The organism is Mesorhizobium sp. BE184, assembly GCF_031457045.1.
In the GTDB taxonomy this organism is placed as follows: domain Bacteria; phylum Pseudomonadota; class Alphaproteobacteria; order Rhizobiales; family Rhizobiaceae; genus Mesorhizobium.
In genome coordinates this window covers 664,782-690,289 of sequence record NZ_JAVDVU010000003.1, presented here as the reverse complement: position 1 = coordinate 690,289, position 25,508 = coordinate 664,782, and the positions used below count along the sequence as shown (strand labels likewise).

Below are 25,508 nucleotides of genomic sequence, written 5' to 3'. Positions count from 1 at the left end.
ATGGCGGAAAGAAACGCAGACGCCCGTCCCGACCCCGATGCCCTGCTGGCGCTCGCCGGCGGCAGCGGGCGGGGCAAGCTGACGCTTTTCCTGGGGGCGGCGCCCGGCGTCGGCAAGACCTACGCCATGCTGTCCCGCGCCCGCCGGCTGCGCGACGAGGGGATCGACATCGTCATCGGCCTTGTGGAGACGCACGGCCGCGGCGAAACGTCGTCCCTCCTCGACGGCCTTGAAATCCTCCCCCGCCGGAGGATCGACCATGAGGGCCACGCGATCGAGGAATTCGATCTCGACGCGGCCCTGGCGCGGCGGCCGCGCATCATGGTCGTCGATGAGCTTGCGCACACGAACGCGCCGGACAGCCGCCATCCGAAGCGCTATCAGGATGTCGAGGAACTGCTTGCCGCCGGTATCGACGTCTGGTCGGCGATCAACGTCCAGCACCTCGAAAGCCTGTCGGACGTCGTCGCCCAGATCACCGGCGTGCAGGTGCGCGAGCGGGTGCCGGACACCGTGCTCCAGCGCGCCGACGATGTGCTTCTCGTCGATCTCGCACCGGCCGAGCTGATCCAGCGGCTGAAGGACGGCAAGGTCTACCTGCCGGAAAACGCCCGGCGCGCCGCCGACAGCTTCTTTCGCCTCGGCAATCTGACGGCGCTGCGCGAAATGGCGCTGCGGCGCACAGCCGACCGCGTCGATGACCAGATGGTGGACTATCTGCGCCAGAACGCCATCGAAGGCCCGTGGCGAACCGCCGAGCGGCTGCTGGTCTGCGTAGGGCCGGATGCCCTGTCGGAAAAAGTCGTTCGCACCGCGGCGCGTCTGGCGTCCGGGCTGAACGCACCGTGGCTCGTCGTCACAACCGAGCGCGCCGACCGTTCGCCGCCCTCGCCCGCTTCGGTGCAGCGGCTGGAGGCGACCTTCAAGCTGGCCGAGAGCCTGGGGGCCGAGACACGCAGGATCACCGGGCGGGACTTCGTCGAGGAGATCCTGAAGACGGCGAGGCGCGAACATGTCACGCAGATCGTTATCGGCGGTCGCCGCCAGTCCTTCCTCGCCAGCCTGCTGCACAAATCCCTGACCGACGCGCTGATCGAAAAGGTTTCCGGCGTCGGCATCCATATTGTCACCGGCGACGAGCCGAACCCAAGCCGTTCCTGGCTTCCACACCGTACGGATTGGATCAGGTTCAACAACGCCAGGCTGGAAATCGGCCTGCCCGCCATTCTGGTTGCCGCGGCCACCTGGCTCGGCCTCACCATCGAGCGCTTCATCAACCTGCCCAACGTGTCGCTGCTCTATCTTCTGGGCGTTCTCCTGTCCGCGGTCTATGGCGGCTACACCGCGGCCCTTGTGGCGGCGATCCTTTCGGCTCTGGCCTACAATTTCTTCTTCATCCAGCCGCTCGGCACGTTCACCATCGCCTCGCCGCACGAGGTCTTCGGCCTGCTGATCTTCATCATCGCAGCGCTGATCGCTGGCGGCCTGGCTTCACGCGTCAGCGAGCAGGCGACGACCGCAAGCAAGCGCGCCACATCGACCCAGGCGCTTTATGACTTCTCGCGAAAACTCTCCGGCACGGTCAATGCCGACGACGTCACCTGGGCGGCGGTCACCCAGATGCAGGCGTCGCTGAAACGCGACGTGGTCCTGCTGTCGACTGCTGCTGGAGATTTGACGCTGGCCGCCGCGTGGCCTCCCGACGCCGACCTCGACGTGACCGATTTCACCGCCGCCCGCTGGGCAATGGACAAGGGTGAGCCCGCCGGCAACGGCACCGGCACGCTGCCCAACAGCCCCTTCCAGTTCCGCCCGCTGGGCGCGCCCGCAGGCGTCGCCGCCGTGATCGGTTTCCGTCTTTCCGGCCAGTCCCTCGAGGCGGGCGAGGAGAAAGTGGTGGGCGCCATCCTCGATCAGACCGCCATCGCCATCGACCGCGCGCGCCTTTCCAGGGAAAGCCTCGACCACGCCGCGCGGCTCGAAGGCGAACGGTTCCGCTCGGCGCTGCTGTCCTCGATCTCCCACGACCTCAAGACGCCGCTGGCGACGATCACCGGCGCCGTCTCCACGCTGCGGGAACTGGGCAGCAAGATGAAGCCTGCCAACCGCGCCGCCCTCCTGACCTCCATCGAGGAGGAAAGCGACCGGCTGACCCGCTTCGTCGCCAATCTTCTCGACATGACCAAGATCGAAGCGGGCTCGGTCGATCCGCAGCGCGACTGGGTCGATGTCGCCGATGTCATCAACGCAACGCTGCAGCGCGCCGCCCGCTATTTTCCCAACCGCGCCATCGAGCGCAGCATTGCCGCCGACCTGCCGCTGATCCGCGGCGACAGCGTGCTGCTCGGACAGGTGCTGTTCAATCTGGTCGACAACTCGGTCAAATATGCTGGCGCCGAACCGATCAGCATCTTCGCCCGCAGCGAGGCGCAGGAGGTCGTCATCTCCGTCACCGATCTCGGCAAGGGCATTGCGGCAAAGGACCTCGATCACATCTTCGAAAAATTCTTCCGCCGCGGCAAGCCGGACGGACGTGTGCCCGGCACCGGCCTGGGCCTTGCAATCGCCAGGGGTTTCGTCGAAGCCATGGGCGGAACGATCAAGGCCGAGAGCCCGGCGGTACGCAAACGCGGCACCCGGGTCACCCTGCGCTTTCCCGCTGCGGAAACGGACGAGACCGCCATGGAGACCATTTGAGCATGGATCGCATCCTGGTGGTCGATGACGAGCCACGCATTCGGCGCTTCCTGCGGCTGGCGCTCGAAGCCGCAGGATACGACGTGGTCGAGGCGACGACCGGAGCCGAGGCGCTGAAGGCAGCTGTCACCGCGGCGCCGGCGCTGGTCATCCTCGATCTCGGCCTGCCCGACATGGACGGCAAGGATGTCATCTCGCGCCTGCGGGCCTGGTCGCAGGTTCCGATCATCATCCTGTCGGCCCGCGACAACGAGACCGAGAAGATCGCCGCCCTCGATCTCGGCGCCGACGACTATGTCGAAAAACCCTTCGGCATCGGCGAACTGACCGCAAGGATGCGCAGCGCGCTACGCCATCGCGTCAAGGCAGAAGGCGGGCTGACGACGATCAGCGTCGACGACCTGACCATCGACACCGTCAGGCGCATCGTCGAGCGCGACGGCGCGGCGCTCAAGCTGACGCCGAAGGAATACGACCTGCTGATCCTGCTGGCGCGCCATGCCGGGCGCGTCGTCACCCACAAGACGCTGCTGACATCGGTCTGGGGGCCGGCGCATGCCGACGACATGCACTATTTGCGCGTCTTCATCGGCCATCTCCGCGCCAAGATCGAGCGTGACCCCGCCGATCCGAAGATCATCGTCACGGAGCCCGGCGTCGGCTACCGCTTCCTGCTGGACTAATGCATGTCGCCCAAAAGTGCGCAGCGGTTTTGGGAAAACGACATGCATAAAAACAAAGACTTAAAGCACGTCACCTGAATCCATTTTTGACGCGACGTGCTTCAGTCGATATCGAACGACACGCCCTGCGCCAGCGGCAGCGCCTTGGAATAGTTCACCGTGTTGGTGGCGCGACGCATATAGGCCTTCCAGGCGTCGGAGCCGCTCTCGCGGCCGCCGCCGGTTTCCTTCTCGCCGCCGAACGCGCCGCCGATTTCCGCGCCCGACGTGCCTATATTGACGTTGGCGATGCCGCAGTCCGAACCGTCAACGCCGAGGAAACGCTCGGACTCCTGCAAATCGCGGGTGAAGATCGAGGATGACAGGCCGGCGCCCACCGCATTGTGCAGTTCCAGCGCCTCGTCGAAATCGCTGTATTTCATCACATAGAGGATCGGCGCGAAGGTTTCTTCCGTCACCGGCGACACCTGCTCCGGCATCTCGACCAGCGCCGGATGCACATAATAGGCTTCCTTGTGACCGTTCTCCGCACGCGCGCCGCCAGTCACCTTGCCGCCATGGGCAACGGCTTCCTTCAGCGCCTTCTGCATATTCTCGAACGCAGCCTTGTCGATCAGCGGCCCCACCAGCGACGATGTTTCCAGCGGATTGCCGACCGAAACGCTCTCATAAGCCTTCTTCAGGCGCGGCACGATCTGGTCGTAGACGCTGTCATGCACGAACAGCCGCCGCAGCGTCGTGCAGCGCTGGCCGGCGGTGCCCATGGCGCCGAAGGCGATGGCGCGCGACGCCATGTCGAGATCGGCCGACGGGCAGACGATGCCGGCATTGTTGCCGCCCAGTTCCAGCACCGCGCGGGCGAAACGTTTTGCAAGCCCGACCTCACGGCCCATGCGGGTGGAGCCCGTGGCGGACACCAGCGGCACCCTTGGATGGTCGACAAGCACTTCGCCGACTGTGCGGTCGCCGATCAGCACCGGGGCGAGATTGTCCGGCGCGTCGGCGCCGAACCGCTTGACCGCGCGCTTGAAGATGGCTTCGCAGGCCAGCGCCGTCAACGGCGTCTTCTCCGACGGCTTCCACACCACCGCGTCGCCGCAGACCAGCGCCAGCGCAGCGTTCCACGACCAGACGGCGACCGGGAAGTTGAAGGCCGAGATGACGCCGATGACGCCCAGCGGATGCCAGGTCTCCATCATGCGGTGGCCGGGGCGCTCGGTGGCGATGGTCAGGCCGTAGAGCTGGCGGGAAAGGCCGACGGCGAAGTCGCAGATGTCGATCATCTCCTGCACTTCGCCCAACCCTTCGGACGGGATTTTTCCAACCTCGATCGAAACCAGCCGTCCGAGCTCGGCCTTGTGCGCGCGCAGTTCCTCGCCGAGCAGCCGCACCAGTTCGCCACGACGCGGCCCCGGCACCAGCCGCCACGCCTTGAAGGCCTCGTGCGCGGCGTCGATCGCCTTGCCGGCCTCGGCGGCCGAGATCGACTTCAGCGCCGCGATCTTTTCGCCCGTTACCGGGCTGTGGACGTCCATGTCGCCGCCCGAAAGCGTCGCCTTGTCCACGCCGAGTTTCGCAAGCAGGTCGGCCGTTTCAGTGGCAATGGTCATGTCAAATTCCTCTGGATGGCCGGCGGTGCTCCGGCTGTCGCGCATCACGTCGCCTTTCAGGATGGGATACCTCTTCCAGATCGATTTCGCCACCCGGACATGGTCCAAGCCGGCAGGCCGTGGATTGAGCCAGCGGTCGTCACATCCCGGCAGGGCACGGCTTCCGCGTCAGCAACGCACGTTCGTCTTCCGGGGAGAGCAGGTCGAAGGGCGCGGCGCTCCACCCTCCCCTTTGTGAGGAGGGTCGGCGAGCAGCCGCAGCGAAGCGAAGATTGTGAGACGGGGTGGGGATGCTCCCAATCATCGCTGATCCACCGCGCCTGCGGCGCGACCTCCCCACAAGGGGGAGGTCGACCGCCGCGCGCGCCTCCGCCTCGCCACGCCCGGATTGTCCGCCGTCTGGCCATTGTCATTTTCGAGGCTCGCTTTGCTCGCACAACAGGATGAGAAGCCGCGACGCCGGCAAGCGGGCGCGGGCCTCGCACCGCCGACCCTTCCTCAAGACGTGTCAGGCACGGACAACGTCGCCCGGCCGCCCGCCGGCCCGACAGGCCTGCCCCGGTCGTCGCGCGGACCGGCGATGCCGGGAATCACGAACCGTCTTGAAAGGAGAAGGACAAGCAGCAGCGCCAGCACGCGCAAACGCGCCGCGAGACGCAAAGCATCGCGGGCCGTATCCTGCCCCGCGGCCGAGATCGGCGTACCGGCGCCGATGAGAAAGGCATGCGCCTCCGCCTCGCCGACGCTGAGAATGCCGAGAACATGCCGGCGGCGAAGAACGGGAAGACCGGCGGCAAGCTCGGCCAGCCCGGCGAGGGAGAACAGCAGCATCGCGATGCTTTCCAGCACCCCGCGGCTCCCATCCATCTCCCATTCTTCCATTCCGGCCTCCTGTTGGCGGGGCCAAGTATTGATGAGCTTCCGAGGGTGGGGACAAAAATTTTTGCGCGGAATGTCGTTTCGTCGTCCCGAAGCGCGCCATCACCTTCGTCATCCCCGGCGAAACGAGGCCGGTGCGATCTAACCCTCCCCACAAGGGGGAGGGTTATCGCCTCATCCAGCCTTGCCGATGGTGCGCTGCGCGCCTTCCTTCATCAGCCGGTCGATATGCGTGCGGATGTGTGCCGCCTCGGCAGCCGTATTGGCTAGCGCGATGGCGCGGTCGAAGGCTTCCCGCGCTTCGTCGGCCCTGCCGAGCTGCATGAGCAGGCCGCCGCGCAGGCCATGGAAATGAAAATAACCCGCCAGCTTGTCCTCCAGCGGCTCGACCATCGCCAGCGCCGCTTCCGCGCCGCGCACCTTGGAGACCGCGACCGCCCGGTTGAGCGTGATGACCGGCGATGGCTGCATCTGTTCGAGCAACCCATAGAGCAGGTCGATTTCCTGCCAGTCGGTGTCCTCGGCCTTGGCAGCGCGGGCATGCAGCGCCGCGATCGCCGCCTGCACCTGATAGGGACCGGGCTTGCGGTGCCGCAGCCCCTTGTCGACCAGCGCCAGCCCTTCTTCGATCATCTTGGAGCGCCACAACGAGCGGTCCTGGTCTTCCAGCAGCACGATCTCGCCATTGGCGTCGAAGCGGGCCGGAGCGCGCGCATGCTGCAGCAGCATAAGCGCCGCCAGCCCCATGATTTCAGGCTCCGCCTGGAAGAGCCGCAGCAAAAGCCGCGCCAGCCGGATCGCTTCCTCGCACAGCGGCGCGCGCGCCTGCGCTTCGCCGCTGTTGCTGGAATAGCCCTCATTGAAGACGAGGTAGATCATCGCCGCGACCGCCGCCAGTCGCTCCGAGCGTTCGACAGGCCCCGGCGTTTCGAACGGAACGCTGCCATCGGCGACGCGCGCCTTGGCGCGGGTGATGCGCTGTTCCATGGCGCTCTCGCCGACGAGGAACGCACGGGCGATCTGCTTCACCGAAAGGCCGGACACGATGCGCAGCGCCAGCGCGATCTGCTGCGTCTGCGGCAGGTCCGGGTGGCAGCAGATGAACAGCAGCCGCAAGATGTCGTCGCGATAATGCGCACCATCGAGCCGTTCGGCCATGTCGCTCTCGGCGTCTTCCAGATCGGAGACCTGGTCTTCCTCCGGCATCGGCGCCTGCTTGCTGCGCTTGCGCACCGCGTCGATGCCGCTGTTGCGGCCGACGAAGATCAGCCACGCCGCCGGATCGCGCGGCGGGCCGTTCTGCGGCCAGTTCTTGATGGCGCGCAGGCATGCATCCTGGAAAGCCTCCTCGGCCGTGTCGAGATCACGGAAGTAGCGCAGCAGCGCGCCCATCGCCTGCGGGCGGGCGGCGCTGATGGTCGAGGCGATCCAGTTCGGGTCGGTCATGGAGGGAGCTTTCTAGCCTGCCTGAAAATTATGCGAGCCCGTTGGATTGATGATGCCCACCGGCCGGATTTCATAGGAACCGCCGCTCGGATTCACCTCGGAAAGCTCCTTGGCGAAATCCACGGCCTCGTCGAGATTCGCGCAATCGATGGTGTAGAAGCCGAGGAACTGTTCCTTGGTCTCGGCGAACGGCCCGTCGAAGATGACTGACTCGCCCTTGACCTTGCGCAGCGTCGTCGCCGCCGTGGTCGGCAAGAGCCGCGCCACCGGGCCGAGCTTGCCGGCCCTGGCGTATTTATCCTGCACCTCGGAAAGCTTTGCCATCACGGCGTCGTCCTGCTCCTTGCTCCAGGCGCAGACGACATCTTCGGAGGCGTAGCAGAGAACGGCGTAGAGCATGGTTTCCCTTTCTGTGGTCATAGGACGAAAGAGAGACATATATCCCGACAATGCGCCGATAAAAATGTCGGTCCGGCTAAAAGCGGCTGCTGCCCAAGAACGGGGACGTCAGCCCTGCCGCGCCTTCAGCCAGTTGAGCACCAGCGTCTCCTCCTCGTCCAGCCCGGCGATGGCGCGCTTGCGCTTGTTGGCGGCGGTCATTTCGTCCAGCAGCCTGCCTTCCAGCCAGGACTCGATCACGGCGGGATGGATGTAGCATTGGCGGCAGACGGTCCTCGTATTGCCGAGGCGCTCCGCCACCTTGTCGATGACGGCATTCACGACCCGCTTCCTTTGCGCCTCGCTTTCGGGAAGCTCCGTCTGCGCGAAAAGCTTGGCGGCGTTGATGGTGCCGCCCCAGGTGCGAAAATGCTTGGAGCTGAACGCTTCGCCGGCGGCTTCGCGGATATAGCGGTTGACGTCATCCGACCGCACGGGGCGGCGCTGACCGTCCTCATCCAGGTATTGGAACAGCTTCTGCCCGGGCAGGTCCTGCGCGCCGCGGACGACGCCGGCGATGCGGCGGTCGGTGAGCTTCAGTTTCCACTCCTGGCCGGATTTGCCCTTGAAGGAAAACCGCAGGCTGGAGCCCGTTATATCGACATGGCGGTCGCGCAGCGTCGTCAGGCCGAAGCTCTTGTTGTCGCGGGCATAGGCGGCGTTGCCGACCCGGATCATCGAATTTTCCAAAAGCCAGACGACCGAGGCGACGACCCGCTCCAGCGGCAGGCCGTGGCGGCGCAGATCGGCGTCGATGCGCTCGCGCAAAGCCGGCAACGCTTCGGCGAAGGCGACGAGGCTGGAGAATTTGGCGCCGTCGCGTTCGGCCGCCCAATCGGCATGGTAGCGATATTGCTTGCGCCCGCGCAGGTCGCGGCCGGTGGCCTGGATGTGGCCATTGGCCGAGGGCGATATCCACACATCCGACCAGGCGGGCGGGATCGCCAGCGCGCGGATCCGCTTGAGGTCGCGGCCCTCGCCGAGGTGCTTTCCCCTGGCGTCGACATAGTAGAACCGCTTGGGCGAGCCCTTGCGGCGAATGCCGGGTTCGGTGTCGCTGACATAGGTGAGCGATGCCCGCTCGGCCGCCGCCTCGCCGCCGTTTGTTCGGCCGGCATTGGCTGCCGGAGCGGCCTTGGCACGGGTCTTGTCGAGCATGGTGTCTCCGGGGTGCAAATCTCCCCGATAATCCTCGAAAGCGCCGCCGGTTCCGTGCGGTCAGGAGAACTTAGAAAAACGCCTGCAAACCGGTCTGCGCCCGCCCGAGGATGAGCGCATGCACATCGTGCGTGCCTTCATAGGTGTTGACGGTCTCGAGGTTCTGCGCATGGCGCATGACGTGATAGCCGATCTGGATGCCGTTGCCGCCATGCATGTCGCGGGCCTGGCGGGCGATATCGAGCGCCTTGCCGCAATTGTTGCGCTTGACGAGCGAGATCATCTCCGGCGCCATTTTGCCTTCGTCCATCAGCCGCCCGACCCGCAGCGACCCCTGCAGCCCGAGGGCGATCTCCGTCTGCATGTCGGCAAGCTTCTTCTGGTAAAGCTGCGTGCCGGCAAGCGGCTTGTTGAACTGCTTGCGGTCGAGGCCATACTGCCGCGCCCGATGCCAGCAATCCTCCGCCGCGCCCATCGCACCCCAGGAGATGCCGTAGCGCGCGCGGTTGAGGCAGCCGAACGGACCGGACAAGCCTCTGACATTCGGCAGCAGCGCGTCGGCCCCGACCTCGACGCCCTGCATGACGATCTCGCCGGTGATCGAGGCCCTGAGCGACAGCTTGCCGTCGATCTTCGGCGCCGTTAGCCCCTTCATGCCCTTTTCGAGCACGAAGCCACGGATGTCGTCCTTGCCGTCCGCGCTCTTGAGCTTGGCCCAGACGACGAACACATCGGCGATCGGCGCGTTGGAAATCCACATCTTCGAACCGGAAATACGGTAGCCGCCCGCCGTTTTCTCGGCGCGCGTCTTCATGCCGCCGGGATCGGAACCGGCATCCGGTTCGGTCAGGCCGAAGCAGCCGATCCATTCGCCCGAGGCCAGCTTCGGCAGATACTTCCTGCGTTGCTCCTCCGTGCCGTAGGCGTGGATCGGATACATCACCAGCGACGACTGCACGCTCATCATCGAGCGGTAGCCTGAATCCACCCGCTCCACTTCGCGTGCGATCAGCCCATAGGTGACGTAACTGCTGCCAAGACCGCCATATTCCTCCGGCACCGTCACGCCGAGCAGTCCTGCCTCGCCCATCTCGCGGAAGATCGCCGGATCGGTCTTTTCCTCGGCGTAGGCGGCTTCGATGCGCGGCGCCAGTTTGTCGGCGGCGAACGACGCCGCGGCGTCGCGCATCATGCGTTCGTCTTCCGACAACTGGTCTTCCAACAGGAAAGGATCGTTCCAGACGAATGCGTTTTTGTCGCCGGCCATGACCCGCCTCCTCGCGATTGGGGATTGGCGGCTTATCCGTCGGAAGGCGGCAAAAATCAAACGAAATTGCCTGTTGGCCTATCGTTTGAGCGAAGGACGCCAGGCGGCGGCGGCCATTTCCTCGCGGCTGAAGCGGCTGGAAAAACGCGGAAAATGGTGGCTCGTGAGTCGCTGCGAGTCCGCAGATTCGTTTTTTGTCAATTCCCGTTTGATGTCGGATTCTTCTGGGGATAGATTAGACCCGAATCAGCCGGTCCTTGGGGGGCTCGGCGAACCAGCAAAAGTCCGATGACCCGGATTTTCCCGGGTGCAAGGCGCGGCCGGCTTCGCGTTTCCCTTACGGATTCGTCCGTTCAAAGGCGCAGTTCAGCGCCGTGTGTTCCTAAGTGAAGTGACGCGTTTCGCGTTCGGCGCCGTTTTAGCGCCGGGCATGAGCATCGATTCCAGCCTTCAAGATGAAATGATCGATTCCGCTCCGCTTCCCTCACCCAATATCCCTTCACCCGGTCCATCGGAAACGGTGGCGTCGCGCCTGGCGTCCCGGGGCGACCTCACCACCTTCCTGATGCAGCTTGCCGCCGAAATCGGCGCCGACAACTACATGCTGCTGGCCACAGTCCATGACGGCGTGCGCAGCGAAGCCCGCATCCTCGCGTCGAACTGGATTTTCGACGCTGTCGAGCTGGCCGGCAAGAAGCTCATCGCGGCGTTCGCCCAGGGACCGCTGGCGACGCCCCCTGGCGTGCGTCCTCGCCCTTTCGTGGCGTCGCAATCCCCGGACGCCGGCACGCTGATCAACCGTGAAGAAGCGAAACTGCTCGAAGTCCTCGGCCATGCCGAGATTTACTCGTTGCGGCTCGATATCGGCCGGCAACGTCTTTTCGGCCTGTTCTCAAGCGCCGAAACCGGCAGCATCGACCAGCCCGGATTGATGAAGGCGCAGATGAAGTGCTGTTATGCACTTTCCCAGATCCCGCAGCTTCTCGCCGCGGCCACCATGCAGGACCCGCTGTCGGACCGTGAGCGCGAATGCCTGTTCTGGGTGTCGGAGGGCAAGACCACCGACGAGGTTGCTGTGATCCTCGGCGTGTCGTCCAACACGGTCAACAGCTACATCACCCACGCCATCCAGAAATTCTCGGCCTCGAACCGGGCGATGGCCATCGCGACGGCGATCAGGAGCGGCATCATTTGAAACACGCACAAGTCAGGCAGGCCGCGGAAGCGCTTTTCGACCAGCACCGCAACCCTTTCGGCGCATTTACGATCGGTTCCGAAACGCATCATCCCGTATCGATTCCCGACGCCGTCCGTCGCTGCCGATGGATTGCCGTCGATCTGAACGCGACCGGTTTCGGCCTCTATTTCGCCAGCCCCTCGCCCGAGCGCCCGCGGCTGGTTCCCTGTTTCGACTCCGACTATCCGGGTGTGTCCGTCGCTTCGAAATTCCTGTCGGGCGCGACCGGCGAAGACATGGTCCGACACTGCCGCGCCTCCACCCAGCCCAGATGGTGGGCCGACGACGGCATGCCCGGCTCCGACGCGGTGTTTCGGCATCTCCACTGGGCGGAACCGACCGATGCATTGGTGCCCGGCACAAGTGGAATTGCCTTCCCGGTGCAGGCGGAGCGCGGGCAATGTGGCCTGATCGTTTTCACCGGCACACAAATTTCACTGCCGCAGGATGCGCTCTACGAAATCCATGCGCGCTGCTTTTCGCTTTTCACCGCCGTGGCGCGCATCAGGCCGGGTGACGCCGGCCGTATAAAGGCCATGTCGAAGCGCGAACTCGAATGCCTGAAGCTGACCGCCAGCGGTTGCACCAGCGAAGACATAGCGCGCGTCCTGAAGCTCTCGGTGCATACCGCCAACCAGTACCTGACCCAGTCCACCCAGAAATTGAACGCCGTGAACCGCATGCAGGCGGTCGCGAAGGCGTTGAGGCTTGGACTGATCGAATAGGCAGAGCCGTCTGAAGCTTCCGAAGGCGCTTATCTACCCTATCTTTTCAGTGCGGCGGATCCTGGCTTCGTCGAGCACCCGGCTCAGAAGCGCCGTGTTCACGTCCGGATCGTCCTGCGGCGTCTGGAATGAAACATAGTTCATCACCACCGATGCCTCGTGCTCGGTCATCGTCAACTGGAAGTAAACGGTCACGCCCGGCAGCCTGAGTTCGAGGTCGAGCACGATGCGCGGTGCGCCGCTCCAGTCCACATAGGCTTCTCCGCCATGGCCCAAGCGCAGCGTTCCCGGCATGAAGAACAGCTCGCTGGCCGATTCGACCAGATCGGACAGGCAGGCGAAATGCTCCAGCCGGATGAACGCGATGTAGTCGGCGACATCGATCAGCCGCAGTTCGCGCACCACCTGTTCGATGGCGTCGGCGACGATGGCTTCGCGTGAGAGAGCGTGCGGCTGGCGGTTCATGACACCTGTCGGCGTTGCGTTTTGTTTGCGTAGATGACCCGCACCAGTTCGGCGACGGCCTCGTAGAATTGCGATGGGATGACACTATCGACCGAAACTTGCTTGTACATGGAGCGGGCAAGCGCCACGTCCTCGAAGATCGGAATGTTGTTTTCGCGGGCGATTTCGCGGATCTTGAGCGCGACGAGGTCCTGTCCCTTGGCAAGCACGACGGGCGCTGAATCCTCCTCGCGGACATATTTGAGCGCGATGGAAAAGTGCGTCGGGTTGGCGATCACAAGCGTCGCCTTCGGCACGTTCGTCATCATCCGGCGCCGCGCCCGGTCGCGCGCCAGCGAACGCAGCCGCGACTTGATGATCGGGTCGCCTTCGGACTGCTTCAACTCGTCCTTCACCTCCTGCTTGCTCATCCGCAGATCCTGCTTCCAGTGGAAGCGCGACCAGATGAAGTCGGCGGCGGCGATGGCGGCCATCACCATCACCACGGCGACGAGGATATCGACAGCCATCGAACGGATCACGGTCCCGAACTCGAACGGGTTGGTGATCATGCCTGCCAGCAATTGCTGGTGATCTTCCGACAGGGCGAACACCAGGACCAGAATGGCGAAGCCGAGTTTGGCCAGCGACTTGATGAACTCCACGAAGCCCTGGACGCCGAATATCCGCTTCCAGCCCTGGCTGATCGAGATGCGCGAGGCTTGCGGCCGAATCCGCTCGGCGACGAACTGCGGCAGGTTCTGGAAAACGGAGGCGATGACGCCGGCAACGACGAGCAGGACGAGCAGGCTGGTCACGGCATGGCCGATCTCGGCCAGCACCACCTTGTAAAGCGTGATGACATCGGTCTCGGTGTCCATCGGCCACGCTTCGGGCTTTTCCAGAAAGGTCGCCAGGAAAATGCCGAGGTTCGTCACGGCGTCCTTGGCGTAGAAGACGGTGAAAAGCAGGATGGCGACGAAGGATGTGAAGATCGCCGCTTCCTTCGAGTGCGGCAGCTTGCCTTCCTCGACCGTGTCGCGGATTTTCTTCTCGGTCGCTTCTTCTGTTTTGGAATCCTTGTCGACCGCGTCGGCCATGGTGCGGTCAGCCGATCACGATATCAGGCGGCATCGGCGGTCTGGGCCGCCGGAAGGTCGAACCCACCTTCACGCGCCAGCCGGATCGTCGTCGTGGCGACGGTCTTGCGCGCCTGCGCTATGTCCGCGGCCGCGACATTTTCCGAACCCGAGCTCAGCTCGGATTCGATCATGCGCCGTGCGCGCGCGCCGATGGAGGACAGCACTGCTTCGGTGAGGGCCGGCGGCGCGCCGCGCAAGGCGAGCGTCACCACCTCGGTCGACAAGCCGTCGAAAATCTGCACGCGGGCCTTCTGCGTCAGCAGCGGAATATCGTCGAAACTGAAGATGCGCGCGCGCACCCCGTCGAGATCGGGGGTGCCGGCGGCGGCGAGATCGTCCATCACTTCGTCGAGCTGGCCCTTGTCCATCTCATTGAGGACGCTGGCGAGGCGCGCCTGTCCGGCCGACGTGTCCTTCGAAGACGTCTCGGCCAGCACCTTGGTGCGCAACTGGTTCTCGACGATGCGGGTCGCCGTTTCCGGCACCGTCGAAAGCGTCAGCATCCGCTTCATGATTTCGCCACGCAGCGGTTTGTCGATGGTCAGCAGGACGCTGGCGGTCGCCTGCGGCGCCAGCTTCGACAAAACCATGGCCGACGTCTGCGGATGCTCGCCCGCCAGGAAACGGCCGAGCCGTGAAGGTTCGAGCTTCTCGAGCTCCGGCCAGATCGGCGGCGGTCCTTCCGGCGCCGTTTCGACCTGCCGTCCATTCATGATCTCGCTGACTTCCTCGGGCGAAAGCGATTCCAGGATCGTATCCATCTTGTCGGCGGAATCGAGCAGCCCGGCGCCTTCGGTGAATTCGGCCTCGAATTCCGCCACGATCCGCTCGAGGTCGCTTTGCGGGATGGTGCGCAACAGCCGCGCGGCCTCGATGAGCGCCTTCAATTCCTCCTGCTTGAAGAATTTCAGCAGCCGGCTCGCGGAAGGCTTGCCCATCGCGACCAGGATGGCGGCGGCTTTCTGCGCGCGCGTCAGGGTCACCGGCGCCGTCATGCTCTTGTCCCTTCCTGCTGGTCGCTGGCGGCTGGCCGCATCATCAATCGTTCTTCCCGGCGGTGACTTCGGTCAGCCTTATGCCAAAGCGCGACGGATCGCTCTCCAGCACGGTGATCTCGCCGCGCGCGATCTTGCGGCCGTTGACGATCACGTCGACCGGCTCGCCGATGCGCCGGTCGAGCGCCACCGTCGAACCCTTCTGCAGCGCCATCAGGTCGGACACCGGCATCTGGGCGCTGCCGAGAACGATTTGCACCTCGACCGGTATGTTCATGATGACGCCGGTGTTGAGCGAGGCGGAATCGCGGAACGGAACGTCCGGCCGCTTCTCCTCGTCGCGCAACACGCCGCGCAATTCCTCGATGGCGCGGTCGAGTTGCTCTTCCTGGGCATCGAGAGCCGGCTCTGCGTTGGTCTTGGTCATGCGTCGTCTCCGGAGGGCTGCCGCTCAATGCGGCACGAGCCCGTCGATAAAATCCTGGCCCGCGTCGAACGGATGCTTGATGCGGACCGTATAGTTTTGCCCGAGCTTGCCGAATTCGCAGACGAACAGCGTCTTGTTGCGGCTCGAAAGCCGCGCCTGCGATTGCGCCGTTTCCTCGATCTCGATCACCTGTCCCGCTTCCAGCCCGGCGAGCTGCCCGAGCGTCAGCGTGGCCAAAGGCATTGTCGCCTCGAGCGTCACCGCCGAGCGCATCACTTCCTCGGAAAAGCGCTGCCGCCAGGTGGAACTCGTGGATGCCTCGGCACCCGAACCGTTGCCGCGCTCGGCCAGAAGCACCCGCTGCGGAACCGTCACGGCAATGGTGCCGCTGTCCGCCGGCGTCGACAGGGAAAAGACGATGCGGGCCGCCGGACCGTCGCGCAGGACGCGCCGCTGCGCCTCGGCCCCGGACATGGCCGCGGGCACCGGCAGACGCAGGTTCAGCCCGCGCGAACCGGAGCCGTTGAAAGCCTCGGCGATCTGCTGGAACAACAGCGTCGCGACCTCCGTTTCGATGGACGACAGGTCGCGATTGATGGGTGCGGCGGGCATGTCCGCATCGCCGCCGAACAGCAGGCACACCATGACGGCGATCGCCTGAGCGTCCATCACGATAGTCAGCGTGTCCGGCGAGGATGGCGAGGCGACTACCGTCATCGCGAAGGATTCGCCCGCCCCGGCCCGGGCGTCCGCCACGCGGGAAACCTCGACGGCGGAAAGATCGACGGCGACAGCCGTTCCAATTCCTTCGGCCAGGCTCTTTTGCAGCAGCGGCAAAACCCGCTCCGCGAGGGACTGCGCCGCCCCCGTCACGTCGGAGGCGTCGCCGCTTTCGCCGACCAGGCGCTCGATGATGAGCGCGCGCGCCTCCGCCGGGTTGCCGGGGCTGCTCATGCTTGCGGCTTTCGGCTGGAGGATCGCGACATCCGTCAGGCGGCCTTCTTTTCGCCCGAGGCCGAGCCGGTGTTCATCGTGCTTTGTTCGACGGCATCGATGGAGGGACGGTCATGCGAGGAAATCGTCTTGCGCCCGAACTCGATCGCTACCTGGGGCAGTGAACCGTTCATGTAGGCGAGCAGCGTCTGCTTCACGATCACGTAGAGGCGGTTCTTCTTGTCGCGCACCGTCTTGATCTTGGTGGCGATGGGACCGACCACGGCATACGAAAGGAAGATGCCGAGGAAGGTGCCGACCAGCGCGGCGCCGATCAGGCCGCCGAGGATTTCGGGCGACTGGTCGAGCGCGCCCATGGCCTTCACCACGCCGAGCACGGCCGCGACGATGCCGAGCGCCGGCAGGCCGTCGCCGACGGTGACGAGCGCATGATAGGCCTTCATCTTGTCGGCGCGGATGGTCTGGATTTCTTCGTCCATCAGCGCCTCGATCTCATGCGGACGGGCATTGCCGATGATGATGATGCGGCAGTAGTCGCAGATGAAATGCGTCAAATCGTGGTTCTTCAGCACGGTGGGGAAAGCCTGGAAGATCGCCGATTCTTCCGGGTTGTCGATATGGGCCTCGACTTCGCTTCGCGATTTGGTGCGCAGTTCGCGCATCAGGCTGTGCAGCACGCCGAGCGTTTCGAGATAGTCCTGCTCCTTCGGCACCGCCTGCTTGAAGGCCTCCATGATGCCCTTGCCGGTGTCCTTCACGGTTTTCATCGGATTGGCCACCAGGAAGGTGCCGAGCGCCGCGCCGCAGATGATGACCGCTTCCCAGGGCTGCATCAGCACCTGCAGGTGCCCGCCCATGGCCATGAAGCCACCCAGCACGCAGCCCAGCGTCACCACGAGTCCGATCAGAATGCCCACGCAAATTCCTTCCGACTTCACATCTCAAGCACGAATACGCTTCGTGCCTTGTGTGAGGCTTGAATCGCAGGCGAACCCCGATTCAGTTTCGCGCAAGGAAGCTGGAGTAGTGTGACGGTCTAGCTTCGGCCGGAGGCACGTCTTGTTGAGCACCTATGCGAGCTATCAGCTCATTGCCAGGGATATTCCGAAATCCCTCGACCGGATCGGCAACCAGCCCGTCGTCGAACGCGAGACCGAGTACTATCTGGCCAATATCGGCAACGTCAAAAGCATCGACGAGTTCGTCAAGAACGACCGGCTTTTCAAATACGCCATGAATGCCTTCGGGCTGGGTGACATGTCCTATGCCAAGGCTTTCATGGTGAAGGCACTCAAGGAAGGCGTCACCGATCCCGACAGCTTCGCCAACAAGCTGACCGACAAGCGCTACGCCGAATTCGTCAAGGCCTTCAATTTCGCCAAGCTGGGCGACGCGGCCACCACCTATAACGGCGCCCAGACCGACGTGCCGAAGAACTATGCCCTGCAGGTCGATCTCGGCGTGGTGAAGGAGAGCTTCGCCTTCACCGAAGCCGAGACAAGCTACTACATCTCCAACATCGGCAATGTGAAGTCGGTCGACGATCTGTTGAACGATCCGCGGCTTCTCGATTATGCCATGGCGACATTCGGACTCGATTCCGAGACGGAGCCGGCGGCCACGGTGCGGCAGATGCTGGAAGGCGGCGTCAGCGATCCGCAAAGCCCTGCCAACCAGCTCGCCGACAAGCGCTATGCGGCGTTCGTGACGATCTTCGATTTCGCCCAGCACGGCGCGGACACCACCTCCCGCACCGAGGTCCAGGACGGCGTTCCGAAAAATTATGTCAACGCCACCGGCATGGGCCTGATCAAGCCCAGCGCCGAGTACATCAAGGGCGAGACGGACTATTTCCTGGCCAATATCGGCAAGGTCAGGAACGTCACCGACCTGCTCGCCAACAAGCGCCTGCTGACCTACGCCATGGCCACCTATGGCCTCGACGCCTCGACCGAGACGCCGAAGACGATCCGCAAGATGCTGGAGGGCGGGGTCAGCGATCCGTTGAGCCCGGCCAACCAGCTCGCCGACAAGAGCTATGCCGAGTTCGCCGCCGCCTTCAACTTCGCCGAGTTTGGCGATCAGGCGACCAGCCAGGACAGCGTCCTGAAGGACACGACCAGGCTTTACACGGCGAAATCGTCGCTCGGCCTGATCAAGCCGGGCGACGACTACGTCGCGGCCGAAACCAGCTACTATCTCGCCCATGTCGGCGACGTGAAATCGATCGACGATCTCTTCGCCGACAAGCGGCTCTACAATTATGTCCTGTCGAGCTATGGGCTCGATCCGGGCAAGCAGGACCCGAAACTGATCCGCAGCGCGCTCGAAGGCGGCATCCGCGACCCGGAAAGCGTCGCCAACAAGCTTGCCAACAAGGCCTATGCGGGCCTCGCGGCCGCCTTCAACTTCGAGGCCTATGGCGAGGACGCCACCACCTATCGGGCCAGCCACCAGCCCGTCGTCGACAAATACATGCGCCAGACGCTGGAAGAGGACGCCGGCAAGACCAATGAAGGCGTGCGGCTGGCGCTCTACTTCGAGCGTAAGGCCCCCGCCCTGACCAACTGGTACGAAGTGCTGGCAGACAAGGCGCTCGCAACCGTGATCCGCACCGCCTTCGGCCTGCCGGAATCCTTCGCCAGCGCCGACATCGACAAGCAGGTCAAGCTGTTCGAATCAAAGATGGACATCACCGATTTCGCCGATCCCGAAAAACTCGGTGAGTTCATGACCCGCTTCACCAGCCTCTACGAGATCCAGAACCCGACATCCACGGCGCAGACATCGGTCAGCGTGCTGTTCTCCCAGCCGACCACGATCGGTGTCTCCACCGACCTCCTTATGGCCATGCAGCAGTTGAGGTTCTGATCTCCATGCAGGACAGCCTTTATGTCGCTCTTTCCTCGCAGATCGCGCTCCAGCGCCGGCTGGACACCATCGCCGACAATGTCGCCAATGCTTCGACGGTCGGCTTCCGGGCCACCGGCGTCAAGTTCGAGGACATGGTTTCCGGCTCTGGTCCCAAGGCGGTTTCCTTTGCCTCCTCCGGCGACACCTTCCTGTCGGGCGGGCATGGCGCGCTGACGGAAACCGGCAATCCTTTCGACTTTGCCATCCAGGGCGATGCCTGGTTCGGCATCGAGACGCCGGTCGGGACCGTGATGACGCGCGACGGCCGCTTCTCCATGAACGAGAATGGCGAGCTGATGTCGATCGAGGGCTATCCCGTCCTCGATGCCGGCGGCGCACCGATCCAGCTCGACCCGCGCAACGGCACGCCGACGGCCGGCGCCGACGGTTCGCTGCGGCAGGGCGACCAGCTTGTCGGCGCCATGGGGCTGTTCGCCTTCGACCCGGGCGAGAACTTCGTCCGCTACGGCAATTCCGGCGTCGTTCCCGCCCGCGAGCCGGAGCCGATAACCGACCGCGCCGATATCGGCGTGGCGCAGGGCTTCGTCGAAGAGTCCAACGTCAACCCGGTGCTGGAGATGACGCGGCTCATCCAGGTGCAGCGCGCCTTCGAGAATGTCGCGGCGCTGATCCGGCAAAATGAATCGTCCACCACCGAAGCCATCAAGACGCTCGGTTCGAAGTGAGCGAGGGACAGTCGCTGATCCGCGCCGGCGATATGGAGCCTGGCGCAGCGCAACCCGGCCGGCTCGAAATGCTCGAGCAGCTCTGGCGGCGTTTTTCCGATGACGCAACCGCTCTCAAGCGCGGCGGCCGGGTCAACGAGGTAAGCGCCACCCACTACAAGGTTCGTGGGCTTTCCGACGTGGCGCGTCTGGGCGACCTCGTCGAACATCGCGGCCACACCAGCAACAGCCGCGGCGAGATCGTCAAGATAAGCAGCGACGAGGTGACCATCGCGCCCTTCGAGCGCAGCGCCGACGCCGGTATCGGCGACGCGGTGTTCCGGCGCGGACCGCTTTCGGTCAGCCCGCATGGATCGTGGCGCGGGCGAGCCATCGACGCCCTTGGCCGGCCCATTGATGGCGGCGCGCCGCTCGCGCGGGGCATCGCCGCCGGCAACGACAAGACGCCGGGCGCGCTCGCCCGCCAGCGTGTCGGCACCTCCTTCATGACCGGCGTGCGGGTCATCGACATCTTCACGCCGCTCTGCTTCGGCCAGCGGCTGGGCGTTTTCGCCGGCTCAGGCGTCGGCAAGTCGACGCTGCTGGCGATGCTCGCCGGGGCCGACGCCTTCGACACCGTCGTCGTCGCGCTCATCGGCGAACGCGGCCGCGAGGTGCGCGAGTTCCTCGAAGACACGATCGGGCATTCCATGGCGAAGACGGTCGCCGTCGTTGCCACCAGCGACGAAAGCGCCATGATGCGCCGCCGCGCGCCCGATACGGCGATGCGCGTCGCCGAGCATTTCCGCGACCAGGGCCATCGCGTCCTGCTGATCCTCGATTCCATCACCCGCTTCGCCCACGCGCTGCGCGAAGTCGCAACCGGCACCGGCGAGCCGCCGGTGGCGCGCGGCTATCCGGCATCGGTCTTCACCGATCTGCCGAAACTGCTCGAGCGGGCCGGTCCCGGCGCCGAAGGAACCGGATCGATCACCGCCATCATCTCGGTGCTGGTGGACGGCGACGACCACAACGATCCGGTCGCCGATTCCGTGCGCGGCATCCTTGATGGCCATGTGGTGCTGGACCGCGCCATTGCCGAGCAGGGCCGCTATCCGCCGGTCAACCCGCTGTCCTCGATCTCGCGGCTTGCCGGCAAGGCCTGGTCGCCAGAGCAGAAAACGCTGGTGACGCGGCTCAAGTCGATGATCGCCCGCTTCGAGGACACGCGCGATATCCGCCTGCTCGGCGCCTATCAGGGCGGCGCCGATCCCGAACTGGACATGGCGGTGCGCCAGGTGCCGTTGATCTACGAGGCGCTCATCCAGACCCCGAGGGACAGGCCGTCGGCCGACCCCTTCTCCGACCTTGCAAGGCATCTGAAGAGGCTGACGTCCGATGCAGGAGAGTGAACGCCAGGACGCGGAAAGCATGCTGCGCGAGATGCTGGCGCAGAAGCAGGCCGAGGAAACGGTGCAGGCCCGGCGCAAGCCATTGGCGTCGTCATTGTCGCGTTTCAGCTTCAAAACCCCGCGGCTTTTCCGCCGGAAGCGGAAGAGCGACGGCATTTCCGATCCATTGGACGAGCTTTTTGCCGCGAGCGCGCCGAAATTCACCTCATACTCGAAGGCGAAGGAGAGCCGGCGCAGCGACCTGATGATCGCCGCGCTGGGCGTGACGCTCGGCCTGATCTGCGCGGTTTTCCCGTGGTACATCTTCTTCAACCCGGAGCAGTTCGGCGTCCAGGGCATCAAGTTCGGCGGCCGTGGCGCCAATGCCGGCCGCGTCGCCGTTGAGCGCTCGGCCGGGAACGAGATGGCGCCAACGGGGGGGCCGGAGAAAAAGGCCGGCGACGTCGACCTGTTTTCCACCGGTACGCTGCCGGACAGGGACAAGGCAAAGGACAAGCCGCCGGGACCGGACCAGCAGCCCTTCCCCGCCGCGCCGGTCGAATACCGGCTGGTTCACGTCGCCAATGGCCGCGCCATGATCGAGGACGATGCCGGCCTGTGGATCGTCCAGCGCGGCTCGACGCTTCCCGATTCCAGCCAGGTCACGGCCATCGAGCAGCGCAACGGCAAATGGGTGCTGGTGACGAGCAAGGACCGCGTCGTCGAGATTTCCAATTAGAGTCCTGCGCAAGGCCCGCGCAAGACTGGCGCACTAGTCTCCGCGAAGATGCCCGGAGATCGTGATGGGACCCGTCAACCTTTTTGACCTTGCTTCCAGACAGTCGCAATGGCTGGCCGTGCGCCAGTCGTCGATCGCTGGCAACATCGCCAACGCCAACACGCCGGGCTACACGGCGACCGACGTCGAGCCTTTCGAGAAGGTTCTGGACCGGTCGCTGGTTTCGCTGCGCGCCACGCAGGCGGGTCATCTCGGCGGCGGCGACAGCGCCGCCTTCGCAGTCAAGCAGCAGGAGAACGACGGTGTCGTCCTTCCCTCCAAGAACACGGTGGTGCTGGAAGACGAACTGGTGAAGTCTGGTGAAGTCCGCCGCTCCTTCGAACTCAACACGGCCATCGTCAAGGCTTTCCACACGATGATGATGATGGCGGTGAAGAGCTGATGGACGCGTTGTCAGCCGCCCTCAAGGTCGCAGCCTCCGGCCTCGGAGCGCAATCCGAACGGCTGCGCGTCGTTTCGGAAAACATGGCCAACGCGCAGTCGACCGGCACTGCCGCGGGTTCGGACCCGTACCGGCGCAAGACCATCAGCTTCGTCTCCGAACTCGACCGCGCCTCCGGCGGCTCGCTGGTCGAGGTCGGTTCGATCGACCGCGACCCGTCGCAGTTCCCCGTCGAATTCCAGCCCGGCAACGAGGCAGCGGACGAGAACGGCTACGTCAAGATGCCGAACGTCAACGTGCTGATCGAGATGGCCGACATGACCGAGGCCAACCGGTCCTACGAAGCCAATCTGCAGGTCATCAAGCAGGCGCGCGATCTGATCTCCATGACCATCGACCTGATGAGGAACCAGTAATGATCGGCGGCCTCGGCGCTATACAGCTCACGCCCTCAGTTGGGGGCTCCGATGCCGCGACAGGGCTGCTCCAGCCATCGGCGCCGGCCACCGGCGGCGTCACGCCGGCCTCCTTCACCGAGGCGCTTGAAAGAGCCGCCACGAAAACGGTCGATACAATGCAGAATGCCGAAGCGGTTTCGATCAAGGCGCTACAGGGCGACGCCGACACCCGCCAGGTCGCGGACGCGGTGATGAGCGCGCAGCAGGCGCTGCAGACCGCCGTCGCCATCCGCGACAAGATCGTCAGCGCCTATCTCGACATCAGCCGCATGAGCATCTGAGGAACGTCCCGTGAAAGCACTCTCCATCGCCGCCACCGGCATGAACGCCCAGCAGACGAACCTGGAAGTCATCGCCAACAACATCGCCAACATCAACACCACCGGCTACAAGCGCGCCCGCGCCGAATTCTCCGACCTGCTCTATCAGGTCGACCGGACGCAGGGCGTGCCGAACCGCTCGAACGCCTCGATCGTGCCGGAAGGCGTGTCGATCGGCCTCGGCGTCAAGACTTCCGCCGTGCGCAACGTCCACATCCAGGGCGGCCTGACCAGCACCGGCAACGCCTTCGACATGGCGCTGACCGGCAAGGGCTGGTTCCAGATCGAGTCCGCCGACGGCGGCACGCTCTACACGCGCGCCGGCGCCTTCAACACCAACGCCACCGGCCAGCTCGTCACCGTTGACGGCGCCAGCGTCGTTCCCGCCATCACGGTTCCGGCCGATGCGGTGGAGGTCATCGTCAACAAGACCGGGCAGGTGTTCGCGCGCATCGACGGACAGGCCGATCTGCAGCAGCTCGGCCAGCTCACCCTTGCCACCTTCGCCAACGAGGCCGGCCTCGCGCCGCTCGGCGACAATCTCTTCCAGGAAACCACCGCGTCGGGGCCCGCCAATGTCGGCGTGCCGGGCGATCCGGGCTACGCCACCATCGAACAGGGCTATCTGGAAAATTCCAACGTCGATCCGGTCAAGGAAATCACCGAGCTGATCTCGGCCCAGCGCGCCTATGAGATGAACTCCAAGGTCATCCAGGCCGCCGACGAGATGGCCGCCGTCGTCTCCAAGAATATCAGGTGACGACGATGGCCGCGCACGCTCTCCGCGCCTTTTTACGGGGCCTGGCTCTCGCCGCCGCTGTCGCCTGCGGCGGCGTCCAGGCGTTTGCCGAGGAGATCGTGCTCATCCCCAGCCGCGTCATCTATCCGGGCGAGACCATCGCGCTCGCCGCATTGAAGGAAGTGACCCTGCAGCCCGGCCGCCACAAGCCGGACGCCGTGGCGACGACCGCGCAGGAACTCGACGGCAAGATCGCCAAGCGCACGCTGCTGCCCGGCCGCTATATTCCGGCGAATGCGCTGCGCGAGGCCTGGCTGGTCGAACAGGGCGCCCCGGTGCAGGTGACGTTCGTCGCCGGCGCATTGACCATCTCGGCCAGCGCCGTGACGCTGCAGCCGGGAGCCGCGGGCGATCTGGTCAAGGTCCGCAATGTCGACAGCGGCAAGATCTTTTCCGGCACCGTCATGGCCGACGGCACCATCAGGGTCGGTGCATCATGAGGCTTGGCCTGTCGCTCGCCCTCATCGCGACGCTGCTTATACAGCCTGCATGGGCCGATGGCCTGACGGCCAAGGCCAAGCGCGAGCTGGCGACGCGTGACGGCGGCGCCTTCAACGAGCCCGACTACGACCCCAAGACATCGGCGCGCATGTTCCAGGTGTCGTCGGGCCCGTCCTCGCTGCCGCCCGGACAGGTCGCATCCCGCATCAAGGACATCGCCCAGCTCCAGAGCGCCCGCGACAACCAGCTTGTCGGCTACGGCCTGGTGATCGGCCTCCAGGGCTCCGGCGACAGCCTGCGGAATTCCCCTTTCACCGAGCAGTCTATCCGCGCCATGCTGGAAAACCTCGGCATCGCCACCGAAGGCGGCAGCGCGCGCGCCAAGAATGTGGCGGCGGTCATCGTCACCGCCAACATGCCGCCCTTCGTGCAGTCGGGCGCGCGCATCGACATCAACGTCTCGTCCATGGGCGATGCCACCTCGCTGCAGGGCGGCACGCTCATCATGACGCCGCTCAAGGCGGCGGATGGCGAGATCTATGCCGTTGGCCAGGGTTCGGTCATCGTCTCCGGATTCAGCGCCCAGGGCCAGGCCGAGCAATTGACGCAAGGCGTGCCCACCTCGGGCCGGGTTCCGAACGGAGCCATCGTCGAGCGGTCTGTGGATGCCGAGTTCGGCGACCAGTCGGTTTTGACCCTGCAACTGCGCAACCCGGATTTCTCCACGGCGGTCCGTATCGCCGACGCCATCAACGACTATACGCGCCAGCGTTTCGGCGCGCGCGTCGCGGCCGAACGGGACGCCCGCACGGTCTCCATCAAGAAACCGAAAAACATCGCCGCCGCGCGCTTCTACGCCGAGATCGAAAACCTCGTGGTCGAGTCCGACACGCCGGCCAAGGTCGTCATCGACGAGCGCACCGGCACCATCGTCATCGGCAACCAGGTCAGGATTTCCCGCGTCGCCATCAGCCACGGCGCGCTGACGGTCCGCATCACCGAAGCGCCGCGCGTCGTCCAGCCGGAGCCGTTCTCGCGCGGCGAAACCGCTGTCGAACCCTTCACCGCCATCGATGCGACCCAGCCCGACGCGCGGGTCGCCGTGCTCGACGGACCCAATCTCGAAACGCTCGTCTCGGGGCTGAACCGGCTCGGCGTCAAGCCGGACGGCATCATCGCAATCCTGCAAGGCATCAAATCGGCCGGCGCCCTGCAGGCTGATCTGGTTCTCCAATAGG

26 protein-coding genes are annotated in these 25,508 nt (G+C 64.8%); 14 read left to right on the top strand and 12 right to left on the bottom strand.

Annotated features, from left to right (window positions below; translation table 11 throughout):
- A complete protein-coding gene (locus J2X35_RS17115) occupies nt 1-2,697 on the top strand; it encodes a sensor histidine kinase KdpD (protein WP_310188023.1) in 2,697 nt (898 codons plus the stop codon).
- On the top strand, nt 2,694-3,380 hold the full coding sequence (locus J2X35_RS17110; RefSeq protein WP_310188021.1) for a response regulator: 687 nt from the start codon (nt 2,694-2,696) through the stop codon (nt 3,378-3,380). Before J2X35_RS17115 ends, J2X35_RS17110 begins: the two co-directional genes overlap by 4 nt.
- 101 nt (nt 3,381-3,481) lie before the next feature.
- Here J2X35_RS17110 and J2X35_RS17105 read toward each other — a convergent pair whose 3' ends face one another.
- The 6 genes from J2X35_RS17105 to J2X35_RS17080 all read right to left on the bottom strand — a co-directional run bounded on the left by J2X35_RS17105 (nt 3,482) and on the right by J2X35_RS17080 (nt 10,178).
- Nucleotides 3,482-4,990, bottom strand: a complete 1,509-nt coding sequence (locus J2X35_RS17105) for an aldehyde dehydrogenase family protein (RefSeq protein ID WP_310188019.1) — start codon at nt 4,988-4,990, stop codon at nt 3,482-3,484.
- A 498-nt stretch (nt 4,991-5,488) separates the two neighbouring features.
- Nucleotides 5,489-5,872, bottom strand: coding sequence for a hypothetical protein (locus J2X35_RS17100; RefSeq protein WP_310188017.1), 384 nt, complete (start codon nt 5,870-5,872; stop codon nt 5,489-5,491).
- A 171-nt stretch (nt 5,873-6,043) separates the two neighbouring features.
- Complete coding sequence (locus J2X35_RS17095) at nt 6,044-7,315, bottom strand: RNA polymerase sigma factor (RefSeq protein WP_056111202.1); 1,272 nt, start codon at nt 7,313-7,315, stop codon at nt 6,044-6,046.
- A 12-nt stretch (nt 7,316-7,327) separates the two neighbouring features.
- Nucleotides 7,328-7,714 carry a YciI family protein gene (locus tag J2X35_RS17090; RefSeq protein ID WP_310188015.1) on the bottom strand — a complete coding sequence of 129 codons (387 nt, stop codon included), beginning with the start codon at nt 7,712-7,714 and terminating at the stop codon, nt 7,328-7,330.
- Between the two features lie 108 nt (nt 7,715-7,822).
- On the bottom strand, nt 7,823-8,911 hold the full coding sequence (locus J2X35_RS17085; RefSeq protein ID WP_310188012.1) for a DNA topoisomerase IB: 1,089 nt from the start codon (nt 8,909-8,911) through the stop codon (nt 7,823-7,825).
- A gap of 70 nt (nt 8,912-8,981) precedes the next feature.
- Nucleotides 8,982-10,178: an acyl-CoA dehydrogenase gene (locus tag J2X35_RS17080; RefSeq protein ID WP_310188010.1), complete on the bottom strand. Its 1,197-nt coding sequence runs from the start codon at nt 10,176-10,178 to the stop codon at nt 8,982-8,984.
- A 460-nt stretch (nt 10,179-10,638) separates the two neighbouring features.
- On the opposite strand from J2X35_RS17080, the gene J2X35_RS17075 reads away from it, so the two are divergent.
- Together J2X35_RS17075 and J2X35_RS17070 are read left to right on the top strand one after the other, a co-directional pair.
- Nucleotides 10,639-11,373 (top strand): LuxR C-terminal-related transcriptional regulator, encoded by a 735-nt coding sequence (locus J2X35_RS17075; protein WP_310188008.1) that lies wholly within the window; start codon nt 10,639-10,641, stop codon nt 11,371-11,373.
- Nucleotides 11,370-12,140, top strand: a complete 771-nt coding sequence (locus J2X35_RS17070; RefSeq protein ID WP_310188006.1) for a helix-turn-helix transcriptional regulator — start codon at nt 11,370-11,372, stop codon at nt 12,138-12,140. Before J2X35_RS17075 ends, J2X35_RS17070 begins: the two co-directional genes overlap by 4 nt.
- A 33-nt stretch (nt 12,141-12,173) precedes the next feature.
- Here J2X35_RS17070 and J2X35_RS17065 read toward each other — a convergent pair whose 3' ends face one another.
- The 6 genes from J2X35_RS17065 to motA are packed head-to-tail and all read right to left on the bottom strand — an operon-like array spanning nt 12,174 to nt 17,019.
- Nucleotides 12,174-12,605 (bottom strand): hypothetical protein, encoded by a 432-nt coding sequence (locus J2X35_RS17065; RefSeq protein WP_310188005.1) that lies wholly within the window; start codon nt 12,603-12,605, stop codon nt 12,174-12,176.
- Complete coding sequence (gene flhB / locus J2X35_RS17060) at nt 12,602-13,684, bottom strand: flagellar biosynthesis protein FlhB (RefSeq protein ID WP_310188003.1); 1,083 nt, start codon at nt 13,682-13,684, stop codon at nt 12,602-12,604. Before flhB ends, J2X35_RS17065 begins: the two co-directional genes overlap by 4 nt.
- Nucleotides 13,685-13,707: 23 nt before the next feature.
- Nucleotides 13,708-14,721 (bottom strand): flagellar motor switch protein FliG, encoded by a 1,014-nt coding sequence (locus J2X35_RS17055; protein ID WP_056111220.1) that lies wholly within the window; start codon nt 14,719-14,721, stop codon nt 13,708-13,710.
- 43 nt (nt 14,722-14,764) lie between these two features.
- Nucleotides 14,765-15,148 (bottom strand): flagellar motor switch protein FliN, encoded by a 384-nt coding sequence (gene fliN / locus J2X35_RS17050; RefSeq protein WP_310188001.1) that lies wholly within the window; start codon nt 15,146-15,148, stop codon nt 14,765-14,767.
- A gap of 24 nt (nt 15,149-15,172) precedes the next feature.
- Entirely contained in the window at nt 15,173-16,102 is a 930-nt protein-coding gene (locus tag J2X35_RS17045) for a FliM/FliN family flagellar motor switch protein (RefSeq protein WP_310187999.1), read from the bottom strand.
- 35 nt (nt 16,103-16,137) lie between these two features.
- Nucleotides 16,138-17,019: a flagellar motor stator protein MotA gene (motA, locus tag J2X35_RS17040; RefSeq protein ID WP_056111228.1), complete on the bottom strand. Its 882-nt coding sequence runs from the start codon at nt 17,017-17,019 to the stop codon at nt 16,138-16,140.
- A gap of 145 nt (nt 17,020-17,164) precedes the next feature.
- On the opposite strand from motA, the gene J2X35_RS17035 reads away from it, so the two are divergent.
- From J2X35_RS17035 to J2X35_RS16990, 10 genes are all read left to right on the top strand, one after another.
- Entirely contained in the window at nt 17,165-18,973 is a 1,809-nt protein-coding gene (locus J2X35_RS17035; RefSeq protein ID WP_310187997.1) for a DUF1217 domain-containing protein, read from the top strand.
- A gap of 5 nt (nt 18,974-18,978) precedes the next feature.
- Nucleotides 18,979-19,701 (top strand): flagellar basal-body rod protein FlgF, encoded by a 723-nt coding sequence (gene flgF / locus J2X35_RS17030; RefSeq protein WP_056111234.1) that lies wholly within the window; start codon nt 18,979-18,981, stop codon nt 19,699-19,701.
- 32 nt (nt 19,702-19,733) lie between these two features.
- Nucleotides 19,734-21,092: a flagellar protein export ATPase FliI gene (gene fliI, locus J2X35_RS17025; protein ID WP_310188722.1), complete on the top strand. Its 1,359-nt coding sequence runs from the start codon at nt 19,734-19,736 to the stop codon at nt 21,090-21,092.
- Entirely contained in the window at nt 21,079-21,810 is a 732-nt protein-coding gene (locus J2X35_RS17020; RefSeq protein WP_310187996.1) for a hypothetical protein, read from the top strand. Before fliI ends, J2X35_RS17020 begins: the two co-directional genes overlap by 14 nt.
- A gap of 64 nt (nt 21,811-21,874) precedes the next feature.
- Nucleotides 21,875-22,252 (top strand): flagellar basal body rod protein FlgB, encoded by a 378-nt coding sequence (gene flgB, locus J2X35_RS17015; RefSeq protein ID WP_056111242.1) that lies wholly within the window; start codon nt 21,875-21,877, stop codon nt 22,250-22,252.
- The gene (flgC, locus tag J2X35_RS17010; protein WP_056111245.1) at nt 22,252-22,668 is read left to right on the top strand and encodes a flagellar basal body rod protein FlgC; all 417 of its coding nucleotides are present in this window, start codon (nt 22,252-22,254) and stop codon (nt 22,666-22,668) included. Before flgB ends, flgC begins: the two co-directional genes overlap by 1 nt.
- The gene (locus J2X35_RS17005) at nt 22,668-22,991 is read left to right on the top strand and encodes a flagellar hook-basal body complex protein FliE (protein WP_056111247.1); all 324 of its coding nucleotides are present in this window, start codon (nt 22,668-22,670) and stop codon (nt 22,989-22,991) included. The genes flgC and J2X35_RS17005 overlap by 1 nt, the downstream gene beginning before the upstream one ends.
- Nucleotides 22,992-23,001: 10 nt before the next feature.
- Nucleotides 23,002-23,790 (top strand): flagellar basal-body rod protein FlgG, encoded by a 789-nt coding sequence (gene flgG / locus J2X35_RS17000; protein WP_310187994.1) that lies wholly within the window; start codon nt 23,002-23,004, stop codon nt 23,788-23,790.
- A gap of 5 nt (nt 23,791-23,795) precedes the next feature.
- The gene (gene flgA / locus J2X35_RS16995) at nt 23,796-24,269 is read left to right on the top strand and encodes a flagellar basal body P-ring formation chaperone FlgA (protein ID WP_056115863.1); all 474 of its coding nucleotides are present in this window, start codon (nt 23,796-23,798) and stop codon (nt 24,267-24,269) included.
- Nucleotides 24,266-25,507: a flagellar basal body P-ring protein FlgI gene (locus J2X35_RS16990; RefSeq protein WP_056111253.1), complete on the top strand. Its 1,242-nt coding sequence runs from the start codon at nt 24,266-24,268 to the stop codon at nt 25,505-25,507. The genes flgA and J2X35_RS16990 overlap by 4 nt, the downstream gene beginning before the upstream one ends.
- The last annotated feature ends 1 nt before the right edge of the window (nt 25,508 follow it).